Source organism: Paenibacillus sp. FSL M7-0896 (assembly GCF_037975415.1).
GTDB lineage: Bacteria > Bacillota > Bacilli > Paenibacillales > Paenibacillaceae > Paenibacillus_AQ > Paenibacillus_AQ silagei.
In genome coordinates this window covers 5,859,299-5,883,090 of the sequence record NZ_CP150250.1, presented here as the reverse complement: position 1 = coordinate 5,883,090, position 23,792 = coordinate 5,859,299, and the positions used below count along the sequence as shown (strand labels likewise).

At 53.0% G+C, this 23,792-nt stretch carries 21 protein-coding genes; 11 read left to right on the top strand and 10 right to left on the bottom strand.

The window, feature by feature from the left end; genetic code table 11:
• Nucleotides 1-48 precede the first annotated feature (48 nt).
• The 7 genes from nagA to MKY12_RS25300 all read right to left on the bottom strand — a co-directional run bounded on the left by nagA (nt 49) and on the right by MKY12_RS25300 (nt 9,213).
• Nucleotides 49-1,242 (bottom strand): N-acetylglucosamine-6-phosphate deacetylase, encoded by a 1,194-nt coding sequence (nagA, locus tag MKY12_RS25330; RefSeq protein WP_339250796.1) that lies wholly within the window; start codon nt 1,240-1,242, stop codon nt 49-51.
• Nucleotides 1,230-1,958: a glucosamine-6-phosphate deaminase gene (nagB, locus tag MKY12_RS25325; RefSeq protein ID WP_036727151.1), complete on the bottom strand. Its 729-nt coding sequence runs from the start codon at nt 1,956-1,958 to the stop codon at nt 1,230-1,232. The genes nagA and nagB overlap by 13 nt, the downstream gene beginning before the upstream one ends.
• The gene (locus tag MKY12_RS25320) at nt 1,958-2,836 is read right to left on the bottom strand and encodes a MurR/RpiR family transcriptional regulator (protein ID WP_036727152.1); all 879 of its coding nucleotides are present in this window, start codon (nt 2,834-2,836) and stop codon (nt 1,958-1,960) included. Before MKY12_RS25320 ends, nagB begins: the two co-directional genes overlap by 1 nt.
• A gap of 775 nt (nt 2,837-3,611) precedes the next feature.
• Nucleotides 3,612-5,429 carry an FTR1 family protein gene (locus MKY12_RS25315; RefSeq protein WP_339311406.1) on the bottom strand — a complete coding sequence of 606 codons (1,818 nt, stop codon included), beginning with the start codon at nt 5,427-5,429 and terminating at the stop codon, nt 3,612-3,614.
• 336 nt (nt 5,430-5,765) lie between these two features.
• Nucleotides 5,766-7,115 carry an iron uptake transporter deferrochelatase/peroxidase subunit gene (gene efeB, locus MKY12_RS25310; protein ID WP_339250794.1) on the bottom strand — a complete coding sequence of 450 codons (1,350 nt, stop codon included), beginning with the start codon at nt 7,113-7,115 and terminating at the stop codon, nt 5,766-5,768.
• 4 nt (nt 7,116-7,119) lie between these two features.
• Nucleotides 7,120-8,034: an iron uptake system protein EfeO gene (gene efeO / locus MKY12_RS25305; protein ID WP_339250792.1), complete on the bottom strand. Its 915-nt coding sequence runs from the start codon at nt 8,032-8,034 to the stop codon at nt 7,120-7,122.
• A 201-nt stretch (nt 8,035-8,235) separates the two neighbouring features.
• Nucleotides 8,236-9,213: a LacI family DNA-binding transcriptional regulator gene (locus tag MKY12_RS25300; RefSeq protein WP_339250790.1), complete on the bottom strand. Its 978-nt coding sequence runs from the start codon at nt 9,211-9,213 to the stop codon at nt 8,236-8,238.
• Nucleotides 9,214-9,689: 476 nt separating this feature from the next.
• On the opposite strand from MKY12_RS25300, the gene MKY12_RS25295 reads away from it, so the two are divergent.
• Nucleotides 9,690-9,914 (top strand): LuxR C-terminal-related transcriptional regulator, encoded by a 225-nt coding sequence (locus MKY12_RS25295; RefSeq protein WP_019908812.1) that lies wholly within the window; start codon nt 9,690-9,692, stop codon nt 9,912-9,914.
• Nucleotides 9,915-10,036: 122 nt separating this feature from the next.
• Here MKY12_RS25295 and MKY12_RS25290 read toward each other — a convergent pair whose 3' ends face one another.
• Entirely contained in the window at nt 10,037-10,426 is a 390-nt protein-coding gene (locus MKY12_RS25290) for a hypothetical protein (protein ID WP_339250788.1), read from the bottom strand.
• On the bottom strand, nt 10,423-10,683 hold the full coding sequence (locus tag MKY12_RS25285; RefSeq protein WP_339250786.1) for a hypothetical protein: 261 nt from the start codon (nt 10,681-10,683) through the stop codon (nt 10,423-10,425). The genes MKY12_RS25290 and MKY12_RS25285 overlap by 4 nt, the downstream gene beginning before the upstream one ends.
• A 384-nt stretch (nt 10,684-11,067) precedes the next feature.
• On the opposite strand from MKY12_RS25285, the gene MKY12_RS25280 reads away from it, so the two are divergent.
• The 10 genes from MKY12_RS25280 (at nt 11,068) to MKY12_RS25235 (ending at nt 22,888) form a co-directional block, all read left to right on the top strand.
• The gene (locus tag MKY12_RS25280; RefSeq protein WP_339311404.1) at nt 11,068-12,057 is read left to right on the top strand and encodes a LacI family DNA-binding transcriptional regulator; all 990 of its coding nucleotides are present in this window, start codon (nt 11,068-11,070) and stop codon (nt 12,055-12,057) included.
• A gap of 20 nt (nt 12,058-12,077) precedes the next feature.
• Nucleotides 12,078-13,067: a BadF/BadG/BcrA/BcrD ATPase family protein gene (locus MKY12_RS25275; RefSeq protein WP_339311403.1), complete on the top strand. Its 990-nt coding sequence runs from the start codon at nt 12,078-12,080 to the stop codon at nt 13,065-13,067.
• Nucleotides 13,052-14,350, top strand: a complete 1,299-nt coding sequence (locus MKY12_RS25270; protein WP_339311401.1) for a 6-phospho-beta-glucosidase — start codon at nt 13,052-13,054, stop codon at nt 14,348-14,350. The genes MKY12_RS25275 and MKY12_RS25270 overlap by 16 nt, the downstream gene beginning before the upstream one ends.
• A 24-nt stretch (nt 14,351-14,374) precedes the next feature.
• Entirely contained in the window at nt 14,375-15,301 is a 927-nt protein-coding gene (locus MKY12_RS25265; RefSeq protein WP_076083030.1) for an ABC transporter permease subunit, read from the top strand.
• Nucleotides 15,302-15,344: 43 nt separating this feature from the next.
• Nucleotides 15,345-16,235, top strand: coding sequence for a carbohydrate ABC transporter permease (locus tag MKY12_RS25260; protein ID WP_339250777.1), 891 nt, complete (start codon nt 15,345-15,347; stop codon nt 16,233-16,235).
• 34 nt (nt 16,236-16,269) lie between these two features.
• A complete protein-coding gene (locus tag MKY12_RS25255) occupies nt 16,270-17,916 on the top strand; it encodes an extracellular solute-binding protein (RefSeq protein WP_339250775.1) in 1,647 nt (548 codons plus the stop codon).
• A 50-nt stretch (nt 17,917-17,966) separates the two neighbouring features.
• Entirely contained in the window at nt 17,967-19,706 is a 1,740-nt protein-coding gene (locus MKY12_RS25250; protein WP_339250773.1) for a family 10 glycosylhydrolase, read from the top strand.
• Between the two features lie 12 nt (nt 19,707-19,718).
• Complete coding sequence (locus MKY12_RS25245) at nt 19,719-21,434, top strand: beta-N-acetylglucosaminidase domain-containing protein (protein WP_339311398.1); 1,716 nt, start codon at nt 19,719-19,721, stop codon at nt 21,432-21,434.
• A 226-nt stretch (nt 21,435-21,660) separates the two neighbouring features.
• Nucleotides 21,661-22,422 carry a SagB/ThcOx family dehydrogenase gene (locus tag MKY12_RS25240; RefSeq protein WP_339250769.1) on the top strand — a complete coding sequence of 254 codons (762 nt, stop codon included), beginning with the start codon at nt 21,661-21,663 and terminating at the stop codon, nt 22,420-22,422.
• 58 nt (nt 22,423-22,480) lie between these two features.
• Entirely contained in the window at nt 22,481-22,888 is a 408-nt protein-coding gene (locus MKY12_RS25235) for a hypothetical protein (RefSeq protein WP_339250767.1), read from the top strand.
• Between the two features lie 227 nt (nt 22,889-23,115).
• Here the strand turns inward: MKY12_RS25235 and MKY12_RS25230 are convergent, their stop codons facing one another.
• Nucleotides 23,116-23,646, bottom strand: a complete 531-nt coding sequence (locus MKY12_RS25230) for an NAD(P)H-dependent oxidoreductase (protein ID WP_339250765.1) — start codon at nt 23,644-23,646, stop codon at nt 23,116-23,118.
• Nucleotides 23,647-23,792: the final 146 nt, after the last annotated feature.

Genomic DNA, 23,792 nt, shown 5'->3' with positions numbered 1-23,792 from the left:
ATACGAATACGAATACGAATACGAATACGAAGCTGTGTCTTATCCGGATCAGGCCTCCAGCTTACGTCCGCCGATCCATACGCCCCGCAGGTTCAGGTCTTGATCCAGCTGCAGAATATCGCCGCGCTTCCCTGCCTCAAGCGTTCCGATAGACCGCTGCATGCCGAGCGACAGCGCCGGATTAAGGCTGGCAGCCTGTGAGGCTTCCAGCAGACTGAGACCAACCTCCTGAACCAGATAACGGAACCCGCTAATCATCGTCAGTGTGCTGCCGGCCAGCGCTTCGGGGTGCTCCTTCAGCGTGGCTATGCCGTCCTTGACGATCACAGGCAGATCACCGATGGCATATTCTCCGTCGCTGAGTCCGGTTGCTGACATGGCATCTGTGATCAGCAGCAGATTATGATTGTTTTTGAGCCGGGTAATGAGGCTGATGGCTGCCGGATGAACATGGATGCCGTCGGCAATCACCTCAGCTCTGATCCGGGTATCAAACAGGACGGCACCGGCTGTTCCCGGCTTGCGGTGATGCAGCGGTGTCATGGCATTGAACATGTGCACCGCATGGTTCAGCCCGGCATCTGCAGCGGTAATCACCTGCTCGAATGTGGCATCTGTGTGGCCGAGCGCAGCCGTAATGCCATGCTTGCGCAGCCACTGGATAGCTTCCAGGGCAGCTTCACGCTCAGGAGCCAGGGTGACCTGACGGATCATTCCCGGATACTTTTCCTCCCATTCCTCCAGCCATTCTATATTAGCCGGAACAATGTGCTCAGGATTCTGCGCTCCTGGCCATCTCACGCTGATGAACGGCCCCTCCAGATGTACACCTGCCAGCCTTGCATAAGGCATGCCGCCCTCACGGGAACGATAAGCATCTACCTCAGCTAACACCTGATCGATGTCTGCCTTGGCAGCCGTCATGGTTGTAGCAAGCATAGAGGTCGTCCCGTGTGAGGCATGGAACCGTGTGATATCGTCAAGCGCATCTGCATCGCTGTACATGAAGTCATGTCCGGCTCCGCCGTGCACATGCACATCGACGAATCCGGGGATCAGCAGACCTTGCGGCTCCCGGGTGACTGTCTGCCAGCTCTCATAGGCTGCGGGCAGCCAGGAGGCTTCTCCGGCATATTGAATCAAGCCATCCGCTACGGCAATTACACCCTGCTCGGTGATTCCGTCAGGAGTCAGCACCTTGCCGTACAACAATTCTCCGTGCGCACCGTTTATTTCAGCCATTTCGCAGCTCCTTCATCCAGCAGGACGACCACATTTGGATGGCTCTGCAGCAGCGAGGCGGGACACTGGGTAGTGATTGGGCCCTCCAGCGCATTTTTAACTGCTTCCGCCTTCTCTTCCCCGCGGACAAGCAGTACAATCTGCTTCGCCTTAAGAATTCCGCCGATGCCCATTGTTACCGCCTGACGCGGCACATCCTCTACACGCTCGAAGAAGCGTGCATTGGCTTCCAGGGTCTCTTCCAGCAGATCGACCACATGTGTTCCGCTGCTCAGGCTGGCATCCGGCTCGTTGAAGCCGATATGGCCATTGCTGCCGATGCCGAGGATCTGCAGATCCACCGGACCGTTATCCTCCAGCAGCTTGTCATACGCACGGCATTCGGCCGCAAGGTCCGGAGCATTTCCGTTAGGCACATGGGTGCGTGCCAGGTCGATATCAATGTGATTGAACAGATGCTCATTCATGAAGCTCCGGTAGCTCTGTGGATGATCCACAGGCAGTCCGACATATTCGTCCAGATTGTAGGATGATGCCTTGGCGAAGCTGACATTGCCCTTGCGGTGCATCTCCACCAGCTTCTCGTATACCCCGACAGGGGAGCTTCCGGTAGCCAGTCCGAGAACGGCTCTGGGATTGCTCTGCAGCAGACTGGCGATCAGGTTAGCTCCTGTGGCTGCGAAATCTTCTTCATGCTGAAATTTCAAAATGTTCATTAGATTTGACCTCCCCGTTTATGACGGTAATGTTGGACGTTCAGATAAGATTGCTCCAGCTTGGGGATGAAATCTCCAAACCGGGTACTGACCATGCCGGTGAACAGAATATCGATAATGTGCAGCTGTGCGATCCGTGAGGCCATATCACCGCGCCGCATGCCCTGCTCAAGAGACGAGGAGAACAGCGGAATATCAGCGAGTGTAGCGAGAGTACTGCTTCCGTATGAGGTTAACGACACCGTGGCTGCGCCGCTTGCGGCCGCACAGGTTAAGGCATCCACCGTCTCCGGGGTCTCTCCTGAATAAGAGACTGCAAAGGCTACATCGCCGGAAGAGAGTGAGGAAGCGGAAGTAATCTGCATATGGGAATCGGCAAAAGCGGTACAGTTCACACCGATGCGGATCAGCTTCTGATAGAAATCCTGGGCTACGATGGATGAGGTTGCCATCCCGTACAGATCAACCCGCCGCGCCCGGCACAGCAGATCAATGACCTGCTGCAGCCGGCTCAGATCCAGCAGCGAGGTGGTATCCCGGATCGAGGCCAGGTGGTTGGCCTGCATGGCCTCTACAATGAATTGCAGCGGATTGCCGGCCACGATGTCCTGATAAGAGGAGCTGCCGGTCTCCGGCGAGCCATCGCTATGCGCCAGCTCAGCCGCCAGCTTGAGCTTGAAATCGGGATACCCCTTGAAGTGCAGCGCTTTGCAGAACCGCGTAATCGTCGCTGTGCTGATGCCGCATTCCTCCGCCAGCTCGGTGATGCCCATATGGACAATCTCCCCGGGCGAGGCCAGAATACGCTCAGCCAGCTTGCGTTCCATTTGCGACAGCTTGGGCTTGTCATGCTCCAGAGCATGCAGAATGGGAGACAAGCGTTCACCTTCTTTTCTATAGATTCAGATTCATGTAGCTTTCTCTACTTATAAGATGTACATGTAGAATGAATACTTAATCTGGCCGAATGCACCGCTTTCTGAAATTATTTTACACAATGCTTATGTTTATTAAGAAAATTATTTTCATACTCAGGATAAAACAAATTGCGGAAGGTTGCAATAGGCAGTTTGGTTTAAGGCTGATTTGGGGCTGAATGAAGGGGGAGGGAGGTGGATTTTGGATAAAGTATGTATATAATTGCGGCCCAAGTGTATGTGGAAAACAACGTTCATTGTGCTGACGCGTAAGCACATGGGCCAAATGCGAATGTATGTGGAAAACAGCATACATTGTGCTGACGCGTAGGCACATAGGCCAAATGTATGTCGAAAACAACATACATTGTGCTGACGCGTAGGCACATAGGCCAAATGTATGTCGAAAACAACATACATTGTGCTGACGCGTAGACACATGGGCCAAATGTATGTGGAAAACAACATGCATTGTGCTGACGCGCAGGCACATGGGCCAAATGTATGTGGAAAACAACATACATTGTGCTGACGCGCAGGTAATCCTATATGGTCCTTTTCTGCACTTGCACGCTCAGCAATTAGTGTTTGACACGGCATTCAACTTCTGTTGATTCTTTAATCTGAACTTGTAAATATTCCTTACAAGTTCGGATTAGGGCAGAGATACAAAAAGCTGCAATCTGCGTGTTTGAAGGCACACGCACAGATTGCAGCTTTTATATTATTAGTATGTTTATTTAGTGATCCCGTTGGCAGCCTTTGTCTTGTTGACTCTACGTCTGCTGCGCAGCAGCTCCCAGAGGATGAAGACGAGGACAAGCAGCTGCGGGATGGTGGTCTCCCAAGTCGGATATATGCCCAGCCAGCCGATGGAAGGCAGACTGTGGCCGTTATGGGCGGGCAGCTTGCCGGCGATCTGCAAGGCGTGAAGGCTCTCCCCGAGGAAGCGGAACACCAGATAGTAGATCAGCACTGTAGCAGCGCGGAAGAAGGCGGCAACCGGCAATCTGGCGCTCAGTGCAATCATGGCATAGCCGAGGATAATCAGGACCACAAGGGCACTGCCAATCCCGAGCAGCAGTTGAGAGGTATCAATGGCCGGTGCCATTCCTGCGTAGAAAATCGTAGTCTCGGCCCCTTCGCGCAAAATGGCCAGCGCAGCGATGAAGAACAGGTACCACAGATTGCCTTTGGCCAGAGCGCCCTGCATCTGGCGGTCCACATATTTATTCCAGGCTGCCGTGCTGGATTTCCCATGCAGCCAGCGGCCGACGGTGAGCATCATGACCACAGCGACGAGGCCGGTGATGCCTTCGATCAGCTCGCGTGCGCCACCGGAGGCGGCTTGGGAGAGGGAATAGGTCAGCAATACGGCGAGGCCGATGCTTGCAGCCAGACCTGCCGCTGCGCCGGACCAGACCCAGCGGCGGGCCGCCGGTACTGCTTCACGGCGCAGATAGGCAAGCAGGGCGGCGAGTACAAGAATCGCCTCCAGCCCCTCGCGCAGCAGAATGAGTGCCGCATCCCATGCGGTATAAGTCTGTTCCCCGGCCAGCGGCGTCAGCTCAGAGAGCATTGTGTCCATAAGCGATAGCGCTTGGTCCAGCTTCGGAGGGCTGGAGAGCAGATAACCGGTGACGGCGGTGCTCTTGTTCTCGACGCTGGCATAGACCTTGGGTGAGGCCAGCTGGACCTGGCCTTCGGCCGAAGGCCAGGCAGCGATGAACTGTTCCATTATATCAGCGGCTGCTGCGCTGTCGCCGGCCTGGGCAGAGGCGGAAGCTTGCTTCAGATAGCTGATCAGCCCTTCAATGGAAGCCGGCTCCGCTGGCGCGCCACCGGTATCGACGGTTTTGCCTTCGCTGTAGCCGGACAGCAGCGTCACCAGCGCTTCCGATTCCGCCTGCGCTGCCTCTCCGCGGACCGGCTCTGCCTGCAGCGCAATGCGCAGCAGGCTCATCTTCGTCTCCAGCAAGCCGTAGACGGCGGGATTGTCTGCCCGGATGCCGCGTTCCACCGGCGTCCAGCCGTTCACCACGGCGCGGTAGGCTTCCGCCGCCGCGGCCCAGTCGGCGCTGCGCGCCGCATCCCGCGTGCGCTCCGCCGCGGGCAGCAGCTTCGCCGCCGCTGCGCGTCCGGCGGCGCCCGTGTCACCGCCGCCTTCGCCTGCGGCGGCGGTGACGAACGCGTCCACGCTGCGGGCGAGCGTGGACAGGGCCGCCTTGGCGGGCGCTCCGCCGCCGCCCGCCAAGGCTTCCGCCGCGGCGGCCAGCGCGGCGTCCACCTCAGCAGCCGGACCGGCGAGTGCCGGGTCCGGCTTGCTCTCGTTAGCGCTGCGCCACAGCGCCGCGAACGATTCAACATCGGCCGCCGCCGCCTCCCAGCGGCTCTGGCCGGCCTCGACCAGCGCGCTGCCTACAGGCGGCAGCAGCTCATCCAGCGGCGCGCCTGACGCAGAAGCCGGCGCGCCGGGTAGCAGCACAAGCAGGCAGAGGAGCAGCAGCGCTGCCCTGATCGGCCGCCATGGACTCTGTGTAACCGTGATCATCATCGGGATCATTCCCTTCAAGTTTAGCGAGGAGGGGTCACTTGCAACGGACTCAGCTGCGCTTATTTTAGTAATATTAACGTTTCTGCAAGTTAAACGGACTCAGTGGAGCTTATGTACAAATAATTGGGAGGAAAACGCCCGCTGTAGCGGAAATAAGCGCCGTGCAGTCCGTTGGAGTAGCTGAATATGCTCGAAAAGAGAAAATAAAGGCCTCTCAGTCCGTAACGATCAGCTACCTTTCCGTCCTCTCCGGTCCCCGAATCGCCGTTGCGCTTTCGGCCTCGCAATCCCCATAGCTCCTGCTTCCTCAGCGTCACCGGTCACAGCCTAGGCATTTCATCCCTCGAGCAGCAGCTCCCCGATATATCCGCCTTCGCGTACACCCGGGAAGCAGGCGAAGACGGCGCTGCCGGTGTGAACCATGTATTCATTCAGCCGGTCATTCTTCGCAAGGCGCTGCTGGATGCTGACAAACTGCTTCATCAGATCCTTTTGGAAGCTGATGAACACCAGACCGGCATCAAGCTGTCCGGTCTTGAGATCCATGCCGCTGGAATAGGAGTAGGAGCGGCGCAGAATCTTGACCGAGCCGTCCCCATGAGCGAGGGCGGAATGGGAATCCGGCGGAATGACGGGCTTGCCGCTGGCATCGGCTGCTGCCAGATTCAGCTCGGCGAATTCATCTCCGGCTCCAATCGGTGCACCGCTCTGCCGGTGCCGCCCGAAGGTGGCTTCCTGATCGCTCAGCGAGGAGCGGTCCCAGACCTCAATACGGAACCGTACGCGCCGCACCGCAAGATACGTGCCCCCGTTCATCCAGGCCGGGCCATCGGCGCTGCCGCTCCAGACGATATTTCGCATCTGCGTCTCATTGGTGACGTCCGGATTCCCCGTGCCGTCCTTGAAGCCAAGCAGATTACGCGGGGTGCCGCCTGACGGATCGGCGCTGCCGCTGCGCTGGAAGCCTTCCTGGGTCCAGCGCAGCACCGCCGTACCCCTGGCGATACGGGCGAGATTGCGGATGGCATGGAACGCCACCTGCATATCGTCCGCGCAGGCCTGCACACAGAGATCGCCGCCGCACCACTGCGGCTCCAGGCTGTCCCCTGTGAATGCCGGGAGCTCGGTGAAGGAGGCGGGCCGTTTGCCGGAGAGGCCGAAGCGGCTGTCGAAAAGGGCCGGACCTGCCCCGAAGGTAAGCGTGCACCCCGAAGGGGTGAGGCCGTCCGCCTCGCCGGTGTCAGTAGGCGGGAGATTGGGCTTGTCGTTCGCCGTGCCGATCATCGTACCCGAGGTCAGGGCAGCGGCGGCGGCAGTCCAGTCCTCCAGCAGTTTTTTCAGATCACTGACCTTGGTAGTCGTCACATCAAATGAAGCGAAGCACAGAAAATTCTGCGCAGGGGTAAGAATCCCCGCCTGGTGCTTGCCGTAGAAGGGGATCGTATCCGCCTGTTCTTCATTCTGCCCGGAGGCTGCGGCGGCGGGGACCGCCCGTCCTGCTGCCTGGCGTGCCGCCATAATGCCGCCCACCCCGCCTCCGCCGAGCAGCAGCCCGAGACCCGAGGCACCGGTCAGTCGCAGCATATCGCGGCGGCTGAATTTGGTGTTGAACAGTTTGGTCTCCGGCGCAGGAATCCCGTGATCCGCGTCAGCCTTATTCCGGGAATTCTTGTCTTTCTTGTTCATATCGTCACACTCCCAGAATCGTTCCCATGTTGGATAGCGGCTCAGCCAAGGCGTCGAGATTCTGGCTCAACCTGCGGACCTCCTCCGGTTTGAGCGTTTCGTAAGAGACGTAACCCTCCCCCGATTTGAACGGCGCCAGCTCATTCGTTAAGGCGGTGAACCGCTCGCCGATGGTTTTCTCAAGGGCCGGGTCTTTTTTGGCCAGCTCCGGCTTCAGCAGCTCATAGATCTTCTGGGCCCCCTCCACATTCGCCACAAAATCATACAAATCCGTATGAGAATAACGCTCCTCTTCCCCCGTTACTTTGGAGGAGGAGACCTCATTCAGCAGCTCAACAGCCCCGGTAACGAGCAGATTGGCATCGATTCCGGCCGTCTCCACCTTGGCTCGCAGCAGCTGCGCATCCTTCAGCAGGCGGTCCGCGACATCCGTCATGCCCTCCGTTGTATTGTTCTGCCAGAGAGCCTGTTCAATCTTATGGAAGCCGCGCCAGTCCGCAGCATCTACATCATTCTCACGGGCATCAATGTTCGGGTCCAGATCCCCAAGCGCTTCAGCGATCGGCTCGATCCGCTCATAATGCATGCGTGCCGGAGCATACAGCACCTTGGCTTCATCCAGCTTGCCCGCCTTGACAGCATCCGTGAAGCCCTCGGTCTGCTTAACGAACGCATCGCATTGTTCGATGACGTATTTGCGGTATTCGTCGATGGCAGTGGTGAAATCTGCATTCGTCTCACCTCCGGCCTTCGCTACACTTTCTGCCCCGCTGTCTGCCTGGGCTGCAGCATTATTCCCTGAGTTGTTACCACTGTTGCCGTTGTTGCCATCGTTATTACTGTTGTCCTTGCCCGCACAGCCGGCAAACAGGAGGGAAGCCGCAAGCAAACCTGCGGGTACTGCATAGCCTATTTTCATCTGTATGGATACCCCTTTTCATTTATGAAAATGATAATCGTTATCAATGATGGACTTATCATAAATCTCCCCCTATTGGCTGTCAATAAAAATGTGATAATTATCATATTCATACTGATCCGCACAAATAAAATGCAAAAATACGCCTCCCGGCAGGCGGAAGACGCAGTTCGTATATATAAATTTCCGGCTGATCGGATTCTACACCGTGGCCCGCTCAATAATCCGGTAGTCCAGCTTGCGGTAGACCGGCTCGGGGCGCTCCGAGTGAATCTGCTCATGGATAATGCGGAAGGCGGCGGCCCCCATCTCATACAGGTGGTTGTCCATGGTGGTAATCTGAAGCAGCCGTCCGATCGGCTGGTTATCGAAGCCCATAACTGCGAGGTCCCCAGGGATGCTGAGGCCGGCTCTGCGCGCTTCAATAATCAGCCCGGCGGCGACATGGTCTCCCGTAATAATCATGGCTTCCGGCCGCTGTGGCATCTTCAGCAGGGACTGTGCAGCGGCTGCGCCGTCTTCCTCCGTTGTACAGTCATAGATCATCCATTCCTCTTCAAAAGCCAGCTTATGCTCAGCAATGAATTCGCGGTAAGCAGACTGCCGGATCACGGCGCTGCTGCCGTTACTCCGTCCTTCGCAATACCCGATGGAGCGGTAACCTTTGCCGGTTAAGTACTCCAGCCCTTCCTTGAAAGCCGCATAATGCTCAATATAGACAGAAGAGAAGCTCCGCTCTCCATTATCCTGGCAGGTGACGACCGGACCGTAGGCCGTGTACTCCTCGATGATGTCCGGCTTCAGCGCAGTAGATACAATAACAACACCGTCAATCTCTTTATGGCGCAGCATCTCCAGCACTTTGACTTCTTCTTCCTCCAGATAATTGCTCTGGCACAGAATCAGCCGGTATTGCGAGAGCAGCGCCTCGTGGGCAATGCCATTCATAATAATCGAGAAATAAAAAGCATTAATATACGGCAGAATCACCGCCACCGCACCGGTACGTCCGGTAATCAAATGAACGGCGTTCATATTGCGGGTGTAGTCGAGCTGCTCAATCGTACGGAGTACAGCGGCTCTTTTGTCCTTGCTGACATACGGATGATTATTGAGCACCCGCGAGACGGTCGTTACAGACACTCCGGCCATCCGGGCGATTTCTTTAATATTAGCCACGCTTCTCTGCGCCTCCTGTGTGAGACTGTTATTTCATTATTCTAACATAGAAATGAACAGCTTTTCGGCCGATAAAAAGCTTGCTATGGAATCCATTTCATACTTTACACTGGGGGTGCAACAAGCCTTACCGGAGAAACCGGCGTGACCGCAAGGGCGTGACGGACCGGTAACGTTAGCCATTTCACGCTGCGGGCAGGAAGGATGTTCAGCAATATTTTTTCCTGAGCAACCCTTTAGCAGCGTGGTTTCTATAGACATTGCCCGACGGATGCCGCCTTAATGACTAAGGAGCAGCAGCCGTTTTTTGTGTGCATTCCGGTCAGAAGTACCGGGATTGTCCAGACTCCGCGCCTGCCCCCGCCCAATTTAATGCTGCGACAGCACCATTAACTGCCCCTCCACATAGTATGTTTTGACTGTATCCCTTTACCTTGTTATACCAAACAAACCCAGGGCAAGGAGGGGTGACACCATTGAAGGGCAACGAACATCATAGCAAATTTTTGCTGACGCATCGTGAACGCGAAGTATTCGAGCTTCTTGTGCAGGACAAAACTACACGGGATATTGCCGGACTGTTATTCATCAGCGAAAAAACCGTCCGCAACCACATCTCAAACGTAATGCAAAAATTAAACGTAAAAGGCCGTTCGCAAGCGGTTGTCGAGCTGATCAAGCTTGGGGAGCTGAAAATATAGCTGCCATGCTTCAGAGGTGATGCGTTTAAGCCTTCTCTTATCCTTCGGGATGAGGGGAGGTTTTTTGTTGCGGGCAAAAATAAACCAAGCGCTTGCTGACCTCTGATGGGGCATCGCTTGGTTTATTTATCAAGTTCGATGGTCATGGTTTCAAAATTCACCTTGCATTTGGCGCTCATCATAAAATCAATGCCAATAATTCCATCAAAGCCGTAAGGCTCTTGAATCGAACCAAGCTGTATGGGAAAATCACTCAAATCGATACCTTCAATGCAAAAGTCGGGAATCTGCTGCTCATAACAAATTTCGCTCGTTCCTCCTACTCCATACATTCGCTTGGCTCTTCCGTTAATAAAATCAATATCGATACCTATTACAGCTAGTATATCGGAATCAAAGACGGTTGCAGCACAGCCAGTATCAAATAAAAGATTCCTAAGAGAAATGGATTTACCTTGGTGAGTTAGTGTCAAAGAAATAATAGTCAGGCCATGGAGGAGGTGTAACTTCATATCGGTTGCCTTACTCCTGAGAAAAACTCTTCCACAACCTCAACATCATTTCTGCTTGTATGGAATACATACAGTTCACGGTTTGGATGAAGTTTATGCAGCTTTTTATAGCCGCTCCACGCTTCTTGCGGGTTATCGTAATCTTGTATGACTGCCATATCTTCTAAATGACGCATGCGGTTACTTGAGCTTGCTTTAATTGCTTCCACCAGTACAAAGCGGCTTGGGTGCAATTCTGTAATCTCTCCCCATTTCATTGGCTTCACCTCACTTGGCTTATCATATGTTTAGTATATCATAGCGGCTCTGCTTCAGCTTGCGCATCATTAAGCTTTCTCTTATCCTTCGGGATGGATTTTTTTTACTCTTACTAGTCCCGGCGATCCAACCTCCCGAAATATTAAGTCAAGTCCGGCTGCATTTTCTGGATTGACGGATAGGGGAATTGGTTGTAAAATCTGTGTAAAGTATAAACCTTTAAACTTTATGAAAGGTTATAAAGCTTTTGGTAAATGCAAAGCTGACGTACAATGTCCGATTTTTCAGTCAGGCTGTAAGTTGTAGCATACTGAGTAAATCTTTTTTATTTCTCTAAAAGTTAAATCGTTTAAACTTTCGAACGTGGAGGCATAGATACTTAAATGAACATTCATGATGTAGCCAAAAAGTCGGGGCTCTCGGTGGTGACTGTATCCAGAGTCCTTAACAATTCACCCTCTGTACGTGAAGGCAACCGCCAGAAAGTGCTGAATGCGATAGAGGAATTAAATTATCAGCCCAATTCAGCGGCGCGGAGTCTGGTGCGCGGCAAGACCGGAGTCATTGGGATGTCGATTAACAACTTTAACGATTCTTTCTATGACCGGGTGATTCGCGTAGTGAACCGGAAGCTGGCAGAGCAGGGGTACTTCCTGGCTCTGTCCATCGCCGAGAATGACGATGATGGGGTGAACTTCCTGTTCCAGAAGGACCGTGTGGACGGGATTATCCTGTTGTCTCCGCTGGAGGAGAAGGAATATGTGGAGGAGCTGAAGCGCAAGAACATTCCGGTTGTTCTGCTCGATAACCAGTTCCAGCATGAGGATGTTCCCAGTGTCCTCGTGGATAACTACCAGGGAGGGTACGAAGCGACAAGGCACTTGATTAGTCTTGGACACACTCAGATCGCTTATATCGGCGGCCCTTCGGAGTTCCTGAGTGTAACCGAGCGCAAACGGGGATATGTCCAGGCGCTGGATGAAGCGGGACTAACGCCCTTTAGCACGGAATATTGCGGCTTTACGGTAAGCAGCGGTTATGAGGTGGCCAAGCGATGGATTCGTGAAGATAAGCTGCCTACAGCCATTTTTTCGGGAGATGACTTTATTGCCCTCGGGGTTGTTCAAGCGCTGCGCGAGGAGGGGATTCTGGTGCCTCAGGATATCTCAGTCGTCGGCTTTGATGATCAGCAGTTCGTAGGTGAATTCTACCCGCGGCTCACGACGGTCAGACAGCCGGAGGCGCAGATGGGCAATATCGGCGTAGACTTACTGCTGAAAATGATCAATGGGGAGGTGATGCCGCCTGCGGTAACGAAGCTTGCTCCTCAGCTTCTCATCCGTGAATCTACCGCTTCTGTTCGATTAACTTGAAATTTAGGAGTGAATGATCTGTGAAGTATTTTTTGGGAGTGGATGCAGGGGGCAGTAAGACCTACGCAATGATTGCAGATGAACAGGGGAAGCTTCTCGGCGTAGGCAAGGGCGGGAACGGGAATCATCAACTGGACCGTGAGCAGGCAGAGAACAGCTTACAGCAGGCTGTATCGGAAGCCATTAAGGCCTCTGGACTGACCAGGGATCAGCTGGATTACTCCTGGTTCGGCTTGGCGGGAGCGGACAGAGAGGCCGATTTTAGAATTTTACGGCCCATCATCGGCCGCCTCGGCCTTCCCCGGACGGAGATTTCCTGCGATACCTGGAATGCCTTGCGTTCAGGGACAGAGAAGAATTACGGGATCGTGCTGATTTGCGGATCAGGCGTGAACTGCAGCGGCAAAAATCCGGCGGGTGCTACCTATCAATGCGGCGGCTTTGGCTACCGGTTCGGGGATTTCGGCGGCGGCTATGACTTAAGTATGGAGGTTTTCCGCAGCGTCCTCAGGGCGGATGACGGAAGAGAACAGAAGACGGTCTTAAGCGAACGCTTAACTCAGTTGCTGGGCTATTCCAATGTCCCGCAGCTACGAGAGGATTACCTCGATCATTTCAGAGACCTGCCTCCCCAAATTGCGGAGCTGCTGTTTCAGGCGGCAGAGGAAGGGGACCCGGTGGCCACCGGGCTGCTGGTCAAGCAAGGGGATGAGCTGGGTCTGGCGGCTGCCTCGGCTATCCGCCGGTTGGCTATGGAGGTGGAGTCCTTCGACATCGTGCTTGCAGGCAGCCTGCTGACCAAGGGAGACCGTGCGGGCATCATCCGCCGGGCCATTGAGCGAAGAGTGAAGCAGGTGGCCCCGGACGGCACATTAAGGATTTTAACCCGGGAGCCGGTTGTAGGATCGGTCGTTCTGGCGATGGAGAGCAGTGGGTTGCATGTGAATCAGGAGGTTCTTGATCATCTATCACAGGGTAAGGAGGAGCAATTATCATGGGGGAAACATTGAAGCTGGTTGTTATCGGAGCGGGGTCATCGTATACGCCTGAATTAATTGAAGGGATCATCCTGCACCACCAGGAGCTTCCTGTCCGCGAAATATGGCTGGTGGATATTGAAGAAGGAAGAGAGAAGTTACATACGATTACGGAACTGAGCAAGCGGATGATTGCCGAGTCCGGACTGCCGATTACCGTTGCAGAGACGCTTGACCGCCGGGAGGCCATTGCCGGAGCGGACTTCGTCTGCACGCAGATCCGGGTAGGGATGCTTGAAGCACGCAAATGGGACGAATTGATTCCGCTTGAGTACGGTGTCATCGGTCAAGAGACGACCGGTCCCGGAGGAATGATGAAGGGCCTGCGGACCATCCCGGTTATTCTGGACATTTGCAGGGATATCGAGGAGCTGGCCCCGGATGCCTGGCTGCTGAATTTTACGAATCCGGCCGGGATGGTGACTGAAGCTGTTCACAAATATTCATCGGTTAGAAGCGTAGGCCTGTGCAACTCGCCGATCGGATTTCAAAAGTGGCTCTCCGAATTCTTCGGGCTTCCCATGCAGAAGATCTATGCGGAGTTTGTCGGCATCAACCATCTGCACTGGGTATCCGATGTCGTGATTGACGGGAAGAGCAAGCTGCAGGAGCTTATTGATTACCCCGAGAGCTATAAGGCAAGCAATGTGCCGTTTGATTCCTGGGACTACCGGTTTCTGAACGGTCTGAAAGCTATCCCTTCCTATTATCTGAGCTATTACTATATGACGGACGCGATGCTGGCGGAACAGAAGGAAGCAGCGGCAACGGCCGGATCACGCGCTGAAGTTGTGAAGAAGGTGGAGGAGGAGCTATTCGAGCTGTACCGGAACGTGGAGCTGAAGGAGAAGCCGAAGCAGCTGGAACAGCGCGGCGGAGCCTATTACTCGGAGGCGGCAGTGCTGCTGATGCGCTCTATCCATAATGATTCCCGCGATATCCAGACGCTGAATGTAAGGAATAACGGGATTATTGATTTCCTGCCGGATGATGCCTCGATTGAGGTGAATTGTATGGTCACCAAGCAGGGGCCGCTGCCGATTCCGCTGCGCAAGGTGCCCCAGTCTGTCAGAGGCCTGCTGGCTGCGGTCAAGCAATATGAGAGTCTTACGATCGAGGCGGCTGTGCACGGAGACCGGGATGTGGCCCTGCAGGCGATGGTTCATCATCCGCTCATGCCTTCGGTCACCGTAGCTGAACAGCTGCTGGATGAAATGCTGGAGAAGAACAAACCGTTTTTGCCGTTATTTCAATAGAATCGTCCAGAGGAGGTCAAGCGGATGAATACGGCCGGGAAACCGAGCAGGTGGAAGAAATTTAACAGTCAATTGGATTTGCAGTCTATGGTTTGGCCGGGAATTATCTTTGTATTCATTTTCAGTTACATTCCGATGTATGGCGTGGTTATGGCGTTCCAGCAATACGATATTTTCGGCGGCATGATGAATAGCCCCTGGGTGGGATGGATGCAATTCAGAATGTTCTTCGAGGCGCCGGAGTTCTGGAATGTGATGCGTAACACCCTTGTAATTAGCCTGTTAAAATTGATTATCTCTTTTCCTGCCCCGATACTGCTTGCGCTGATGCTGAATGAAGTCGGGCATATGGGCTTCAAGCGCGTGATCCAGACCGTCAGCTACTTACCTTATTTCCTGTCCTGGGTTATTGTATCCGGTTTCGTATTTTCGCTGCTATCCGTTGATAACGGAACGGTGAACTATCTGCTGGAGCGGTTCAATCTGGTCCAGGAGCCGGTTAACTTCCTTGCGGTACCCAAATACTTCTGGTCTATTCTGGTAAGTGTAAATGTGTGGAAGGAAGTCGGATTCGGAAGTATTGTCTATCTGGCTGCGATTGCCGGCATTGATCCGACCCTGTATGAGGCTGCATCCATAGACGGAGCAAGCCGGTTCAAGCAAATTCACCTGATTACACTCCCCAGCATTACCCCCATTATCGTCATCTTTATGATTCTTGCCATCGGCGGTCTGCTCAGTGCGGGCTTCGAGGATATTCTGCTGCTTGCAACCAATCCAATCCTCAGGCCTTACTCCGATGTGATCGACACCTATGTGTACCGCGTCGGGATATTAAATGCCAGATTCTCTTATGCGACAGCGGTAGGGCTGTTCAAAGCGGTAATCAGTGTCATTCTGCTGGTGACAGCCAACAAAATCGCCCGCCGGGCAGATGTAAGTCTCTGGTAGATACCACAACAATGCTCCATAAACCTTTTAGGAGGGCCGAACAATGAGACTAAGCCTGGGCGACAAAATGATGCAGCGGAGTATTTATATCCTTTTGGCATTGCTGGCGCTACTCATGCTGTACCCGTTTTGGAACGCGCTCGTCATTTCCTTTAATCTGGGGAGCGATACGGCGCTCGGCGGTGTAACCCTGTGGCCGAGAGCCTTTACCCTGGAAAATTATTATATTGTGTTTCAGGATGACCGCCTGCTGAATTCGTTTCTGATCACCATTCTCAGAACGCTCTGCGGCACAGCATTATCCGTCTTCTTTACGGCCTTACTAGCTTACGGCATGTCCAAGAAGACCTTACTTTTCCGCAAGCAATACATGGTGTTCTTCATGATTACGATGTTCTTCAGCGGAGGGCTTATCCCCAGTTATTTACTCATCCGTTCTTTGGGGATGCTGGATACCTTTTGGGTGCTGATTATCCCCGGCATCATCAGCGTCTGGAACATGATTGTCATTCGCACCTTCTTCAGCGCTTTGCCGGAGGGACTGGAGGAATCCGCCAAAATCGACGGCAGCAGCAACTACGGCATTTTCTTCCGGATTGTGATTCCCGTCTCCGGCCCGGTGCTGGCCACGATAGCCTTATTCACCGCAGTCGGTTACTGGAATGACTGGTTTACGGGAGCGATCTACATTACCGAGGATCACCTGCTGCCTATACAGACGCTGCTGCGGCAGGTAATGAACTCCAACATCATGACCCAGATTGGCTCCTCGAATGCGATCGCGCTGGATCATATGAACCGGAATCGGACGATTACCACGAAGTCACTGACTATGGCTACGATGATGATCGCTACTATTCCGATTATCCTGACCTACCCTTTTCTCCAGAAGTACTTTGTGAAGGGCGTGATGGTCGGTTCATTGAAAGAATAGCAGTCCCCATCTTACGTAGAAAGAAGGAAAAAGAATGCGCAAACGCCTGACATGGGTAGCTCTGTTGCTGACTTCGCTGGTGCTGCTGCTCGCTGCCTGTAGCGGAGGGGGGAATTCTGACACTTCAGAGAACACAAGCGGGAACAATCTGAATACCGGGGCCGCTACAGATGACGGCAGCGGGATCAAGCCTGTGACCTTCAGCTTCTATGGCAACTACGACTGGCTCACGACATCACCATGGGGGGAGAATGAGGCGACGAAGTGGATTCAGGAGAACCGCAAGGTTACGGTTGAACCGATCCAATCCGGAGGAGCGGCCGGAGAAAAGCTGAACACGATGATCGTCGGCGGCGATTTGCCGGATGTCATTTTTACGGACCGGGGGTCCTCAGTGGAGAGGCTGGTGCAGGCGGGGCAGCTCGTTGCACTGGATGATTACTATGAGAAATATCCGAACTTCAAGAAATATGTGAAGGAATCGACCCTGAATCTGCTCCGTTCCGACGACGGGAAAATCTATCAAATCCCGAACTGGTATACCTCCGGGCAATTCGGCAACGGCGGATGGATGGTGAATAAGGATATCTATAACGCACTCGGCAGGCCGGCGCTGGAGACCTTTGATGACTTGTATCAATATTTGGTCCTGGTGCAAGACAAGTATCCGGATGTAGTCCCTCTGGAGGTTGGGGAGAAGGGGGCAGGTCTGGAGATCATGTATGGCGGCTTCAAGGAGAACTCCACCAGCAAGTTCGTTACACTCATGGGATATCCGGATGGCGACAAGCTGTCATCGATCCTGGATGATCCCGCTTACGAGGAGATGGTGCTGTACATCAATAAGCTGTACCGTGAACGGCTGATTACACAGGATGCGCTGCAGCAAACCCAGGATGCGGTCAAGGAAAAGGTCAATACCGGCCGGGTAGCAGTCATGGTCGAATCCAATATCACTACGTATGGAGCCGAGGGACACCGGGCACTGACAGCGGCCAATCCGGACAGCGGCTATGAAATTATCTGGCCGGTCCACAAAGCCGGAATTGACAAGACTAAAGTATTTGTGAGCGGCTTTGAGACGCTGGGCTGGAACGTCAATGTCATTACCAAACAAGCCAAGGACCCGGAGGCTATCTTCGCTTACTTTGACTGGATTACGGGTCCGGAGGGACAGAAGGTGCTGTTCTTCGGCCCCAAGGGCTTGTACTGGGATGAGGAGGATGCGGATGGAGCGCCGATTCCGAACGAGAAATACAAGACAACGCCTGCTAACGAGCGTACGGATACGATGCGGAAATTCGAGGACTTCAACTGGGCCGGGAATACGACCTTCATTGATACGGCCAAAATGAGCCTCGAGGCGCTGCTCTCCGCGAACCAGAAATCCTGGGAGACCGTGGCCCAGTCCACCGTGACCTGGAAAACCGCGCTGGATATTACACAATTCGTAAATACCGACCCGCTTCCCGATACAGAGACCGGCATTATCGCACAGAATATCGCAGACATTTATACTCTTGCTTACGCCCAGATGGTTCAGGCGAAGTCGGATGAAGAGGTGCTGTCGGCGCTGGATACCGCCAGAAAGAACACCGCAAAAGCGGGACTGGATAAGCTGCTTGAGTTCAGAACCGAAAAATGGCAGGAAAATGTGAAGAAAATGAACCTGACGAAATAACTGCCGTACGGGCAACTGGCCAAATAAAACTATGATGTGGAGGCGAGATTATGACATTTGCATTGAGATCGAGGTTCATGGCAGTGTTAGGCATTGTGTTGGTTTCTTCGGTAGCGGGGGGCTCCCTTCCCCTTCCGGCACAGGCCGAGGAGCAGAGCAATCCCCCATTTGAGACGGAAGTGATTGTACGGACTGTTAACCAGTTCAAGAACTTGGCGGATGTGCAGAATTTCATCGCGCTGTCCACCAGCTACGGGGTCGATGTCATCAGCATGAATGTGAAGCAGGATGAAGATGATGAGGTTCCGTCCGGCAGTGTATTTTATCAGAGTGATATCGCTCCTATTGCCCAGGGCTATCAGAATTTCGATGCTTTGCAGGCTGTCATTACGGCAGCTCATGCCGCAGGCATCAAGGTTCATGCCTGGATTCCCCAGTTCCATGACCAGCAGGCCTTCCTGGCTCATGATGAATGGCAGATGCAGTCGCTGGTGAACGGGGTTCAGACTCCGTTTACGGGCTCTAACGGTAACGAATATTTCGTCAATCCGATTCACCATGAAGTGCAGCAGTATGAACGCTCCATCATTCAGGAAGTGATCGAGAATTATGATGTGGACGGTGTTGTACTGGACTGGATCCGCTTCGACAATTACAACATGGATGTCAGTGATTATACGGTTGCCAAGTATCAGGCGCAGTTCGGGTATTCGCCGCTCAGCATTGACTTCAATACGGATTCGCCGCAGCGTCAGCAGTGGAATGAATGGAGAACCGAACAAATCGGACAGTATGTAGGCGATATCCGTGAGGATATTTCCGAATCCGCGAATCCGGATGTACAGCTCGGTGTATATATTCTGCCGCCGGAATTTACCGAGGTTGGACAGAATGTAGCCAAGTTCAAGGATGAGATCGACTTTGTCGCACCGATGGCGTACTTCGATGACTGGGAATTCAACAGTGATTGGGTATACAGCACCTCCTACGGTATCCTGAAGGATACCAGTGACGCGATCAGCGGCAGTGATGTTGACATCGTAGCTACCCTGGATAATGACTGGACCGATGATCAATATCAGGAGGTCTACAAGGGCATCCGCGAGAATTATCCGGATGTGAAGCGCCTGTCGTTCTTTGCCTATGGGGCCTGGCCGGAAGACGAACTGGCGAACATCCATGAACGTGAGACCTGGCCGACGCCGGGCTGGACGGCTCCGGTAGAGCAAGATTATCCGGCCCAGCTGCCTGCAGTATGGAAGGCGCGGAATATCGGTTCCATGCCGGGGAACGCCACCTACAATTCTTCCAATAAGCAATTTACACTCAGTAGCAGCTCTACGGATATTTGGGGCAATGGAGATCAGCTGAATTATATCTATCAGCCCGTGAGCGGCAATGCGGAGATTGTGGTTAAGGTGCAGTCCACCAGCTGGCTGGACGGCTGGGCCAAGGCCGGCATTATGATCCGGGAGTCCCTGAGCCATAATTCCAAGCACGCAGATATGATGCTTACCCCATCGAATGGGGCTACCTTCCAGTATCGTTCAGAAACTGCGGGAACTATGGCCGATCATACGGCAACTGCCTCAGCTCCGAAATGGCTGAAGCTGACGAGAACCGGCAATACGTTCAAAGGGTCGATTTCGGCAAATGGGAGCAGCTGGCAGACGGTCGGAACCATTCAGATCCCGATGAAAAGCAAGGTGTATATCGGGATTGCCCTCAGCAACCCCGGGAATGACTCGCGGAACAAGGCCGTGTTTGGAAATGTAAAGGTTACGGATTAAGGAGATATGCATATGACGATGCCGTTAAGGGAACGGCAGTATTACTTTCGGGACTATTACGATCAGGGTGAAGAGTTGGTGGTGGAAGGGCAGCAGTTAAGAATCGAGCTGACTTCAAAGTTCTCCATGATCCAGAAGTGGGAGTGGCCGCTTGCCGCCGAAGGCCCGATTGTGATCCTTGAGCCGTCTGGAGAAAATGAGGAAACACCTGAACCTGGCAATATCAAGCTGGAACTTAAATATGAGAGATCGCTTAAAGCGGATGGCTATCTGCTGGATATCCGTAAGGACGGCACCGTTACCATAGTGGCCTCCAATAAGAGGGGACTACGGTATGGAATGGATGCTCTGCACCGGCTGCTGAGCGTAGGTGAAGGCAAGTGCCGGTTGCCTGTGGCGACCATTCACGATGAGCCCTCTTTTCCGGTCCGCGGCATTATTGAAGGCTTCTACGGCACGCCGTGGAGCTTCGAGGACCGGATGGATGCTGTACGTTATCTGGCGGCTCACCGGATGAATACCTTCATGCATGCTCCCAAGGATGATCCCTATCACCGCGAGCTATGGCGTGAGCCTTATCCTGAGAATCTGTTCGAGCAGATTCGTGAGCTGAAGCAGGAATGTGATACGCAGCTGGTGGACTTCTATTATTGCATTAGTCCGGGGAATGATCTGCAGTTTCGCAGTGAAGAGGATTTTGCCAGTCTGGAAGCGAAGCTGGCAGCGATGATCGCCATCGGGGTCCGGCATTTCGCTCTGCTGATGGACGACATCGACTACGCCTTGTCAGGGGAGAACCTTCATTACCTTGAGCGCTCCGGACTGGCACACGCTTATGTGGCCAACCGTGTCTACGACTATTTAAGCCGCCAATTGCAGAAGGTTATGCTGGTGATGTGCCCCTCTGAGTACTGGTCCTCCTGGGATACCGAATATAAGCGGGATATCCGCGAGAAGCTGCATTCGGAGATCAAGGTATTCTGGACTGGCTCTGCCGTCTTTGCCCGGCAGGTCGGGAGCAGACCGGCACAGGAGAATTACAGCCATTACGGGCATGAGCTGTGGCTGTGGGACAACATACCTGTCAATGATGCCGACTATGACCGGTTGTTTCTGGACCCGGTCCGCGGGCATTATTCCCGGCTTGGCCAGACCGGACATCAGGCCGTGGTAGCGAATCCGATGGTGCAGTGGGAATGCTCCAAGATTACACTGAACACCATGGCCCACTATATGTGGAACAGTGAGCGTTATATGCCTGAGCTGTCCTGGGAGCTATCGGTCCGCGAATTTGCCGGAGAGCTGGCAGACGATATGATGTTCTTCTGCCGCCAGAATCTCAATAGCCAGCTCTATAGCGGTGGATATGAGGAATTGAAAGAGGCTGTGCAGAGCAGAGATATACGCTGGCTTGATGCGTATTTCGACCGTCTGGAGAGCATGTCCTACCGGTTAATTGAAATAAACAATTCCAAGTTCCAGACAGAAGCAGAACCCTGGCTGCAAAGAGCCCTGGCGGATGTAGAGCTGTGGAGAGCCTTGCGGCGGAAGGTAATAACCGGGGGAACTGAACCCGGAGCCGATGAAGAACTGCGTAAGCGGGCCGAAGCCTGCCGGGCCTTTGAGGTCCGGCTGGGGAGTGATCCCGCCTGGATGGCAGCCGAGGCCTGGGGACTTGCTGCCAGGGAAGGCAAGAAGGGATACCGGCTGATTTTGGAGGATGAGTAGAGTAGGTTAAAAGCCGTCCGCATACGCTTCCCGAGCCAGATTACGCTGGGAGCTGATAATATAGCTGCCGCGCTTAAGAGATGACGCGATGAAGACTTCCCTTACCCTTCGGGGTGGGGGAGTTTTTTGTTGAAGTGCGAAAACAACAGAAGAGTGAGTTAGATCACCATCTGAATTTTATCAAATGATAAATTATAGCTATTAAGGTAATCCGGGAGGAACTGTTATGACCAGATATGAACAACAACGAAATTTTCTGAAATCCAATTTTCATGAATTCAAGCAGATCAAAACAGACAAGATTAAGGGCATTGCACAACCGCCGATTGTGAAGTCATTTCATGCGGAATCACAAATTATTGATCTGCCAAAGGTTAGTAGAGACGTAGTGAGTAAAGAGAGTATATTTGACTGTATAGAGCAGAGAAGAAGTACACGCTTCTATTCGGCCGACACGCTAAGTCTAGAGGAGCTGTCCTATTTATTGTGGGCCACCCAGGGGATTACTGGAATGAACAAGAACGGGCTTACGCTGCGGAATGTACCCTGCAGTGGCGCGACACACACCTTTGAGACCTACTTGATGATTATGCGGGTAGAAGGCATCCGGCAGGGGATTTACAGATATCTTCCTGTGGAGCATCAGCTCTTGTTTATGTTTGAATTGGATGAGCTGGAGCAGAAGATTGATGCCATTACGCTGGATCAGCCGTTCGTCCCTAACTTTGCACGCAAGGCTTCTGTGCTGTTCGCCTGGAGTACCACACCGTACCGTTCTGAATGGAAGTATGATATTTCAGCCCACAAAAAAATCCTCATCGATGTTGGACATGTCTGCCAGAATCTGTACCTAGCCAGTGAATCGATCGGAGCAGGCGCCTGCGCTATCGGAATCTATGACCAGAAGCTGATTGACGAGATTTTGGCGCTGGACGGAGATGAAGAGTTTGTGATCTATCTTGGCGCAGTGGGGAAGAAGCGGGAATAGCATACTATATAGAGTCTATATAGAGTGAACGTAAGAAAGTAACTTGCTGGGAGGTACTATGCCAAATATCAAAAAAATAGATCTGGTCACCGCCAAAGTAACTGACTTTACAGTGAATGATCTGAAGTTCATTACAGATTACAGATACTGGGTTGAGCTGGATACGGTACAACTGTTCGATGAATACAATACGCCCATGCTGCTAATCAACTTTGTTTTAATACCTAAAGGCGGTAAACCGATATATAAGGTCAGCATTCAATTTCAAAAGGTGGGGAAATTTCAGATATCTGCCGGAGGAATGGTAATCCAATTATCCAGCTTTGAGATTTTGAATATTTCGGACAGGGGCTGGGATTCCGTTAAATATCTTGTCAGGGATATTGAGAATGAGGAACGGTTTAAGTTCTACTGTAATGACATTGAAGTGGTTGCTATCGAGGAAGTCGATTGGATTATTGGCTAACAGCAATGAATGGTGTACTTATTGCAACTCTATGACCTGGAACTCTAGCAATTTGCTAGAGTTGTTGTATAAAATGCAAGAATGGCCCCGCTAAGCCGCTTGGAGGAAGAGAAATCCTGCTTTTTATACAACACTTTGGGATTATGGCCGAGATGAGCAGGGGAATGTTGCATTTGGAGCATGATTTTCAGAAAAAGTATTATAAGGGGGGAGGTTTCTCCCCAGCCCTAGCTATGCCCAATAGTATACTCCCAATAATCCAACGCACTCTGATTAATTTCATCGTCACTCGCCTGGAAGGAGGCGCCGAAGACGGCGAAATAGGGTAATGCGGTTGCGCCTACATGCACTGCACTGGCTTTGAAAGGCGCGATCACTTCATCTATGGTAAAAGAAACGGAACCGGTTGGTAGGTAATTTTCCTGCTTATCTCCGATGGACATGGCGAGTCCCAGCTTTTTCCCGTGCAGCTTGTTCCCGTTCGAGCCGTAAGCCCAGCCGTGAGTGAACACATCGTCCAGCCATTTTTTCAGCAGCGGGGGGTAGCTATACCAGTATAAGGGGAATTGGAAAATAATCAGGTCATGCGCCTCCAATAAACGCTGCTCCCGCGGAACATCGATGCTCCAGTCCGGGTACTCCTTGTAGAGCTCGTGGACCGTAACGTCCTCCGGATGCAGCAGCAGCTCTTGTCTCCATCTCCGGTTCACTCTTGAAGCCTCTATATCGGGGTGTGCCAGGATGATCAGGGTTGTCATTAGGGATCACCTTTCCGGTGTATAATTTGGGTTGTGCAGCTGTTTCTATTATTTTGTAAGTTCCTGAAAATGTAAATACACACAATAAAGTAACAAGGTTACCTCAAGGTGTGCACTAGACTTTGCCGGATATTGTGGCATGCTAA

What these genes read in the sequence shown, in the direction of transcription:
- MKY12_RS25270 (WP_339311401.1), top strand. Translation starts at nt 13,052, where the DNA reads ATGGGGGAAACATTGAAGCTGGTTGTTATCGGAGCGGGGTCATCGTAT.
- MKY12_RS25265 (WP_076083030.1), top strand. Translation starts at nt 14,375, where the DNA reads ATGAATACGGCCGGGAAACCGAGCAGGTGGAAGAAATTTAACAGTCAA.
- MKY12_RS25285 (WP_339250786.1), bottom strand. Translation starts at nt 10,683, where the DNA reads ATGAAATGGGGAGAGATTACAGAATTGCACCCAAGCCGCTTTGTACTG.
- MKY12_RS25290 (WP_339250788.1), bottom strand. Translation starts at nt 10,426, where the DNA reads ATGAAGTTACACCTCCTCCATGGCCTGACTATTATTTCTTTGACACTA.
- MKY12_RS25240 (WP_339250769.1), top strand. Translation starts at nt 21,661, where the DNA reads ATGACCAGATATGAACAACAACGAAATTTTCTGAAATCCAATTTTCAT.
- MKY12_RS25315 (WP_339311406.1), bottom strand. Translation starts at nt 5,429, where the DNA reads ATGATGATCACGGTTACACAGAGTCCATGGCGGCCGATCAGGGCAGCG.
- MKY12_RS25280 (WP_339311404.1), top strand. Translation starts at nt 11,068, where the DNA reads ATGAACATTCATGATGTAGCCAAAAAGTCGGGGCTCTCGGTGGTGACT.
- MKY12_RS25250 (WP_339250773.1), top strand. Translation starts at nt 17,967, where the DNA reads ATGACATTTGCATTGAGATCGAGGTTCATGGCAGTGTTAGGCATTGTG.
- nagA (WP_339250796.1), bottom strand. Translation starts at nt 1,242, where the DNA reads ATGGCTGAAATAAACGGTGCGCACGGAGAATTGTTGTACGGCAAGGTG.
- MKY12_RS25245 (WP_339311398.1), top strand. Translation starts at nt 19,719, where the DNA reads ATGACGATGCCGTTAAGGGAACGGCAGTATTACTTTCGGGACTATTAC.
- MKY12_RS25235 (WP_339250767.1), top strand. Translation starts at nt 22,481, where the DNA reads ATGCCAAATATCAAAAAAATAGATCTGGTCACCGCCAAAGTAACTGAC.
- MKY12_RS25230 (WP_339250765.1), bottom strand. Translation starts at nt 23,646, where the DNA reads ATGACAACCCTGATCATCCTGGCACACCCCGATATAGAGGCTTCAAGA.
- MKY12_RS25260 (WP_339250777.1), top strand. Translation starts at nt 15,345, where the DNA reads ATGAGACTAAGCCTGGGCGACAAAATGATGCAGCGGAGTATTTATATC.
- efeB (WP_339250794.1), bottom strand. Translation starts at nt 7,115, where the DNA reads ATGAACAAGAAAGACAAGAATTCCCGGAATAAGGCTGACGCGGATCAC.
- MKY12_RS25255 (WP_339250775.1), top strand. Translation starts at nt 16,270, where the DNA reads ATGCGCAAACGCCTGACATGGGTAGCTCTGTTGCTGACTTCGCTGGTG.
- efeO (WP_339250792.1), bottom strand. Translation starts at nt 8,034, where the DNA reads ATGAAAATAGGCTATGCAGTACCCGCAGGTTTGCTTGCGGCTTCCCTC.
- nagB (WP_036727151.1), bottom strand. Translation starts at nt 1,958, where the DNA reads ATGAACATTTTGAAATTTCAGCATGAAGAAGATTTCGCAGCCACAGGA.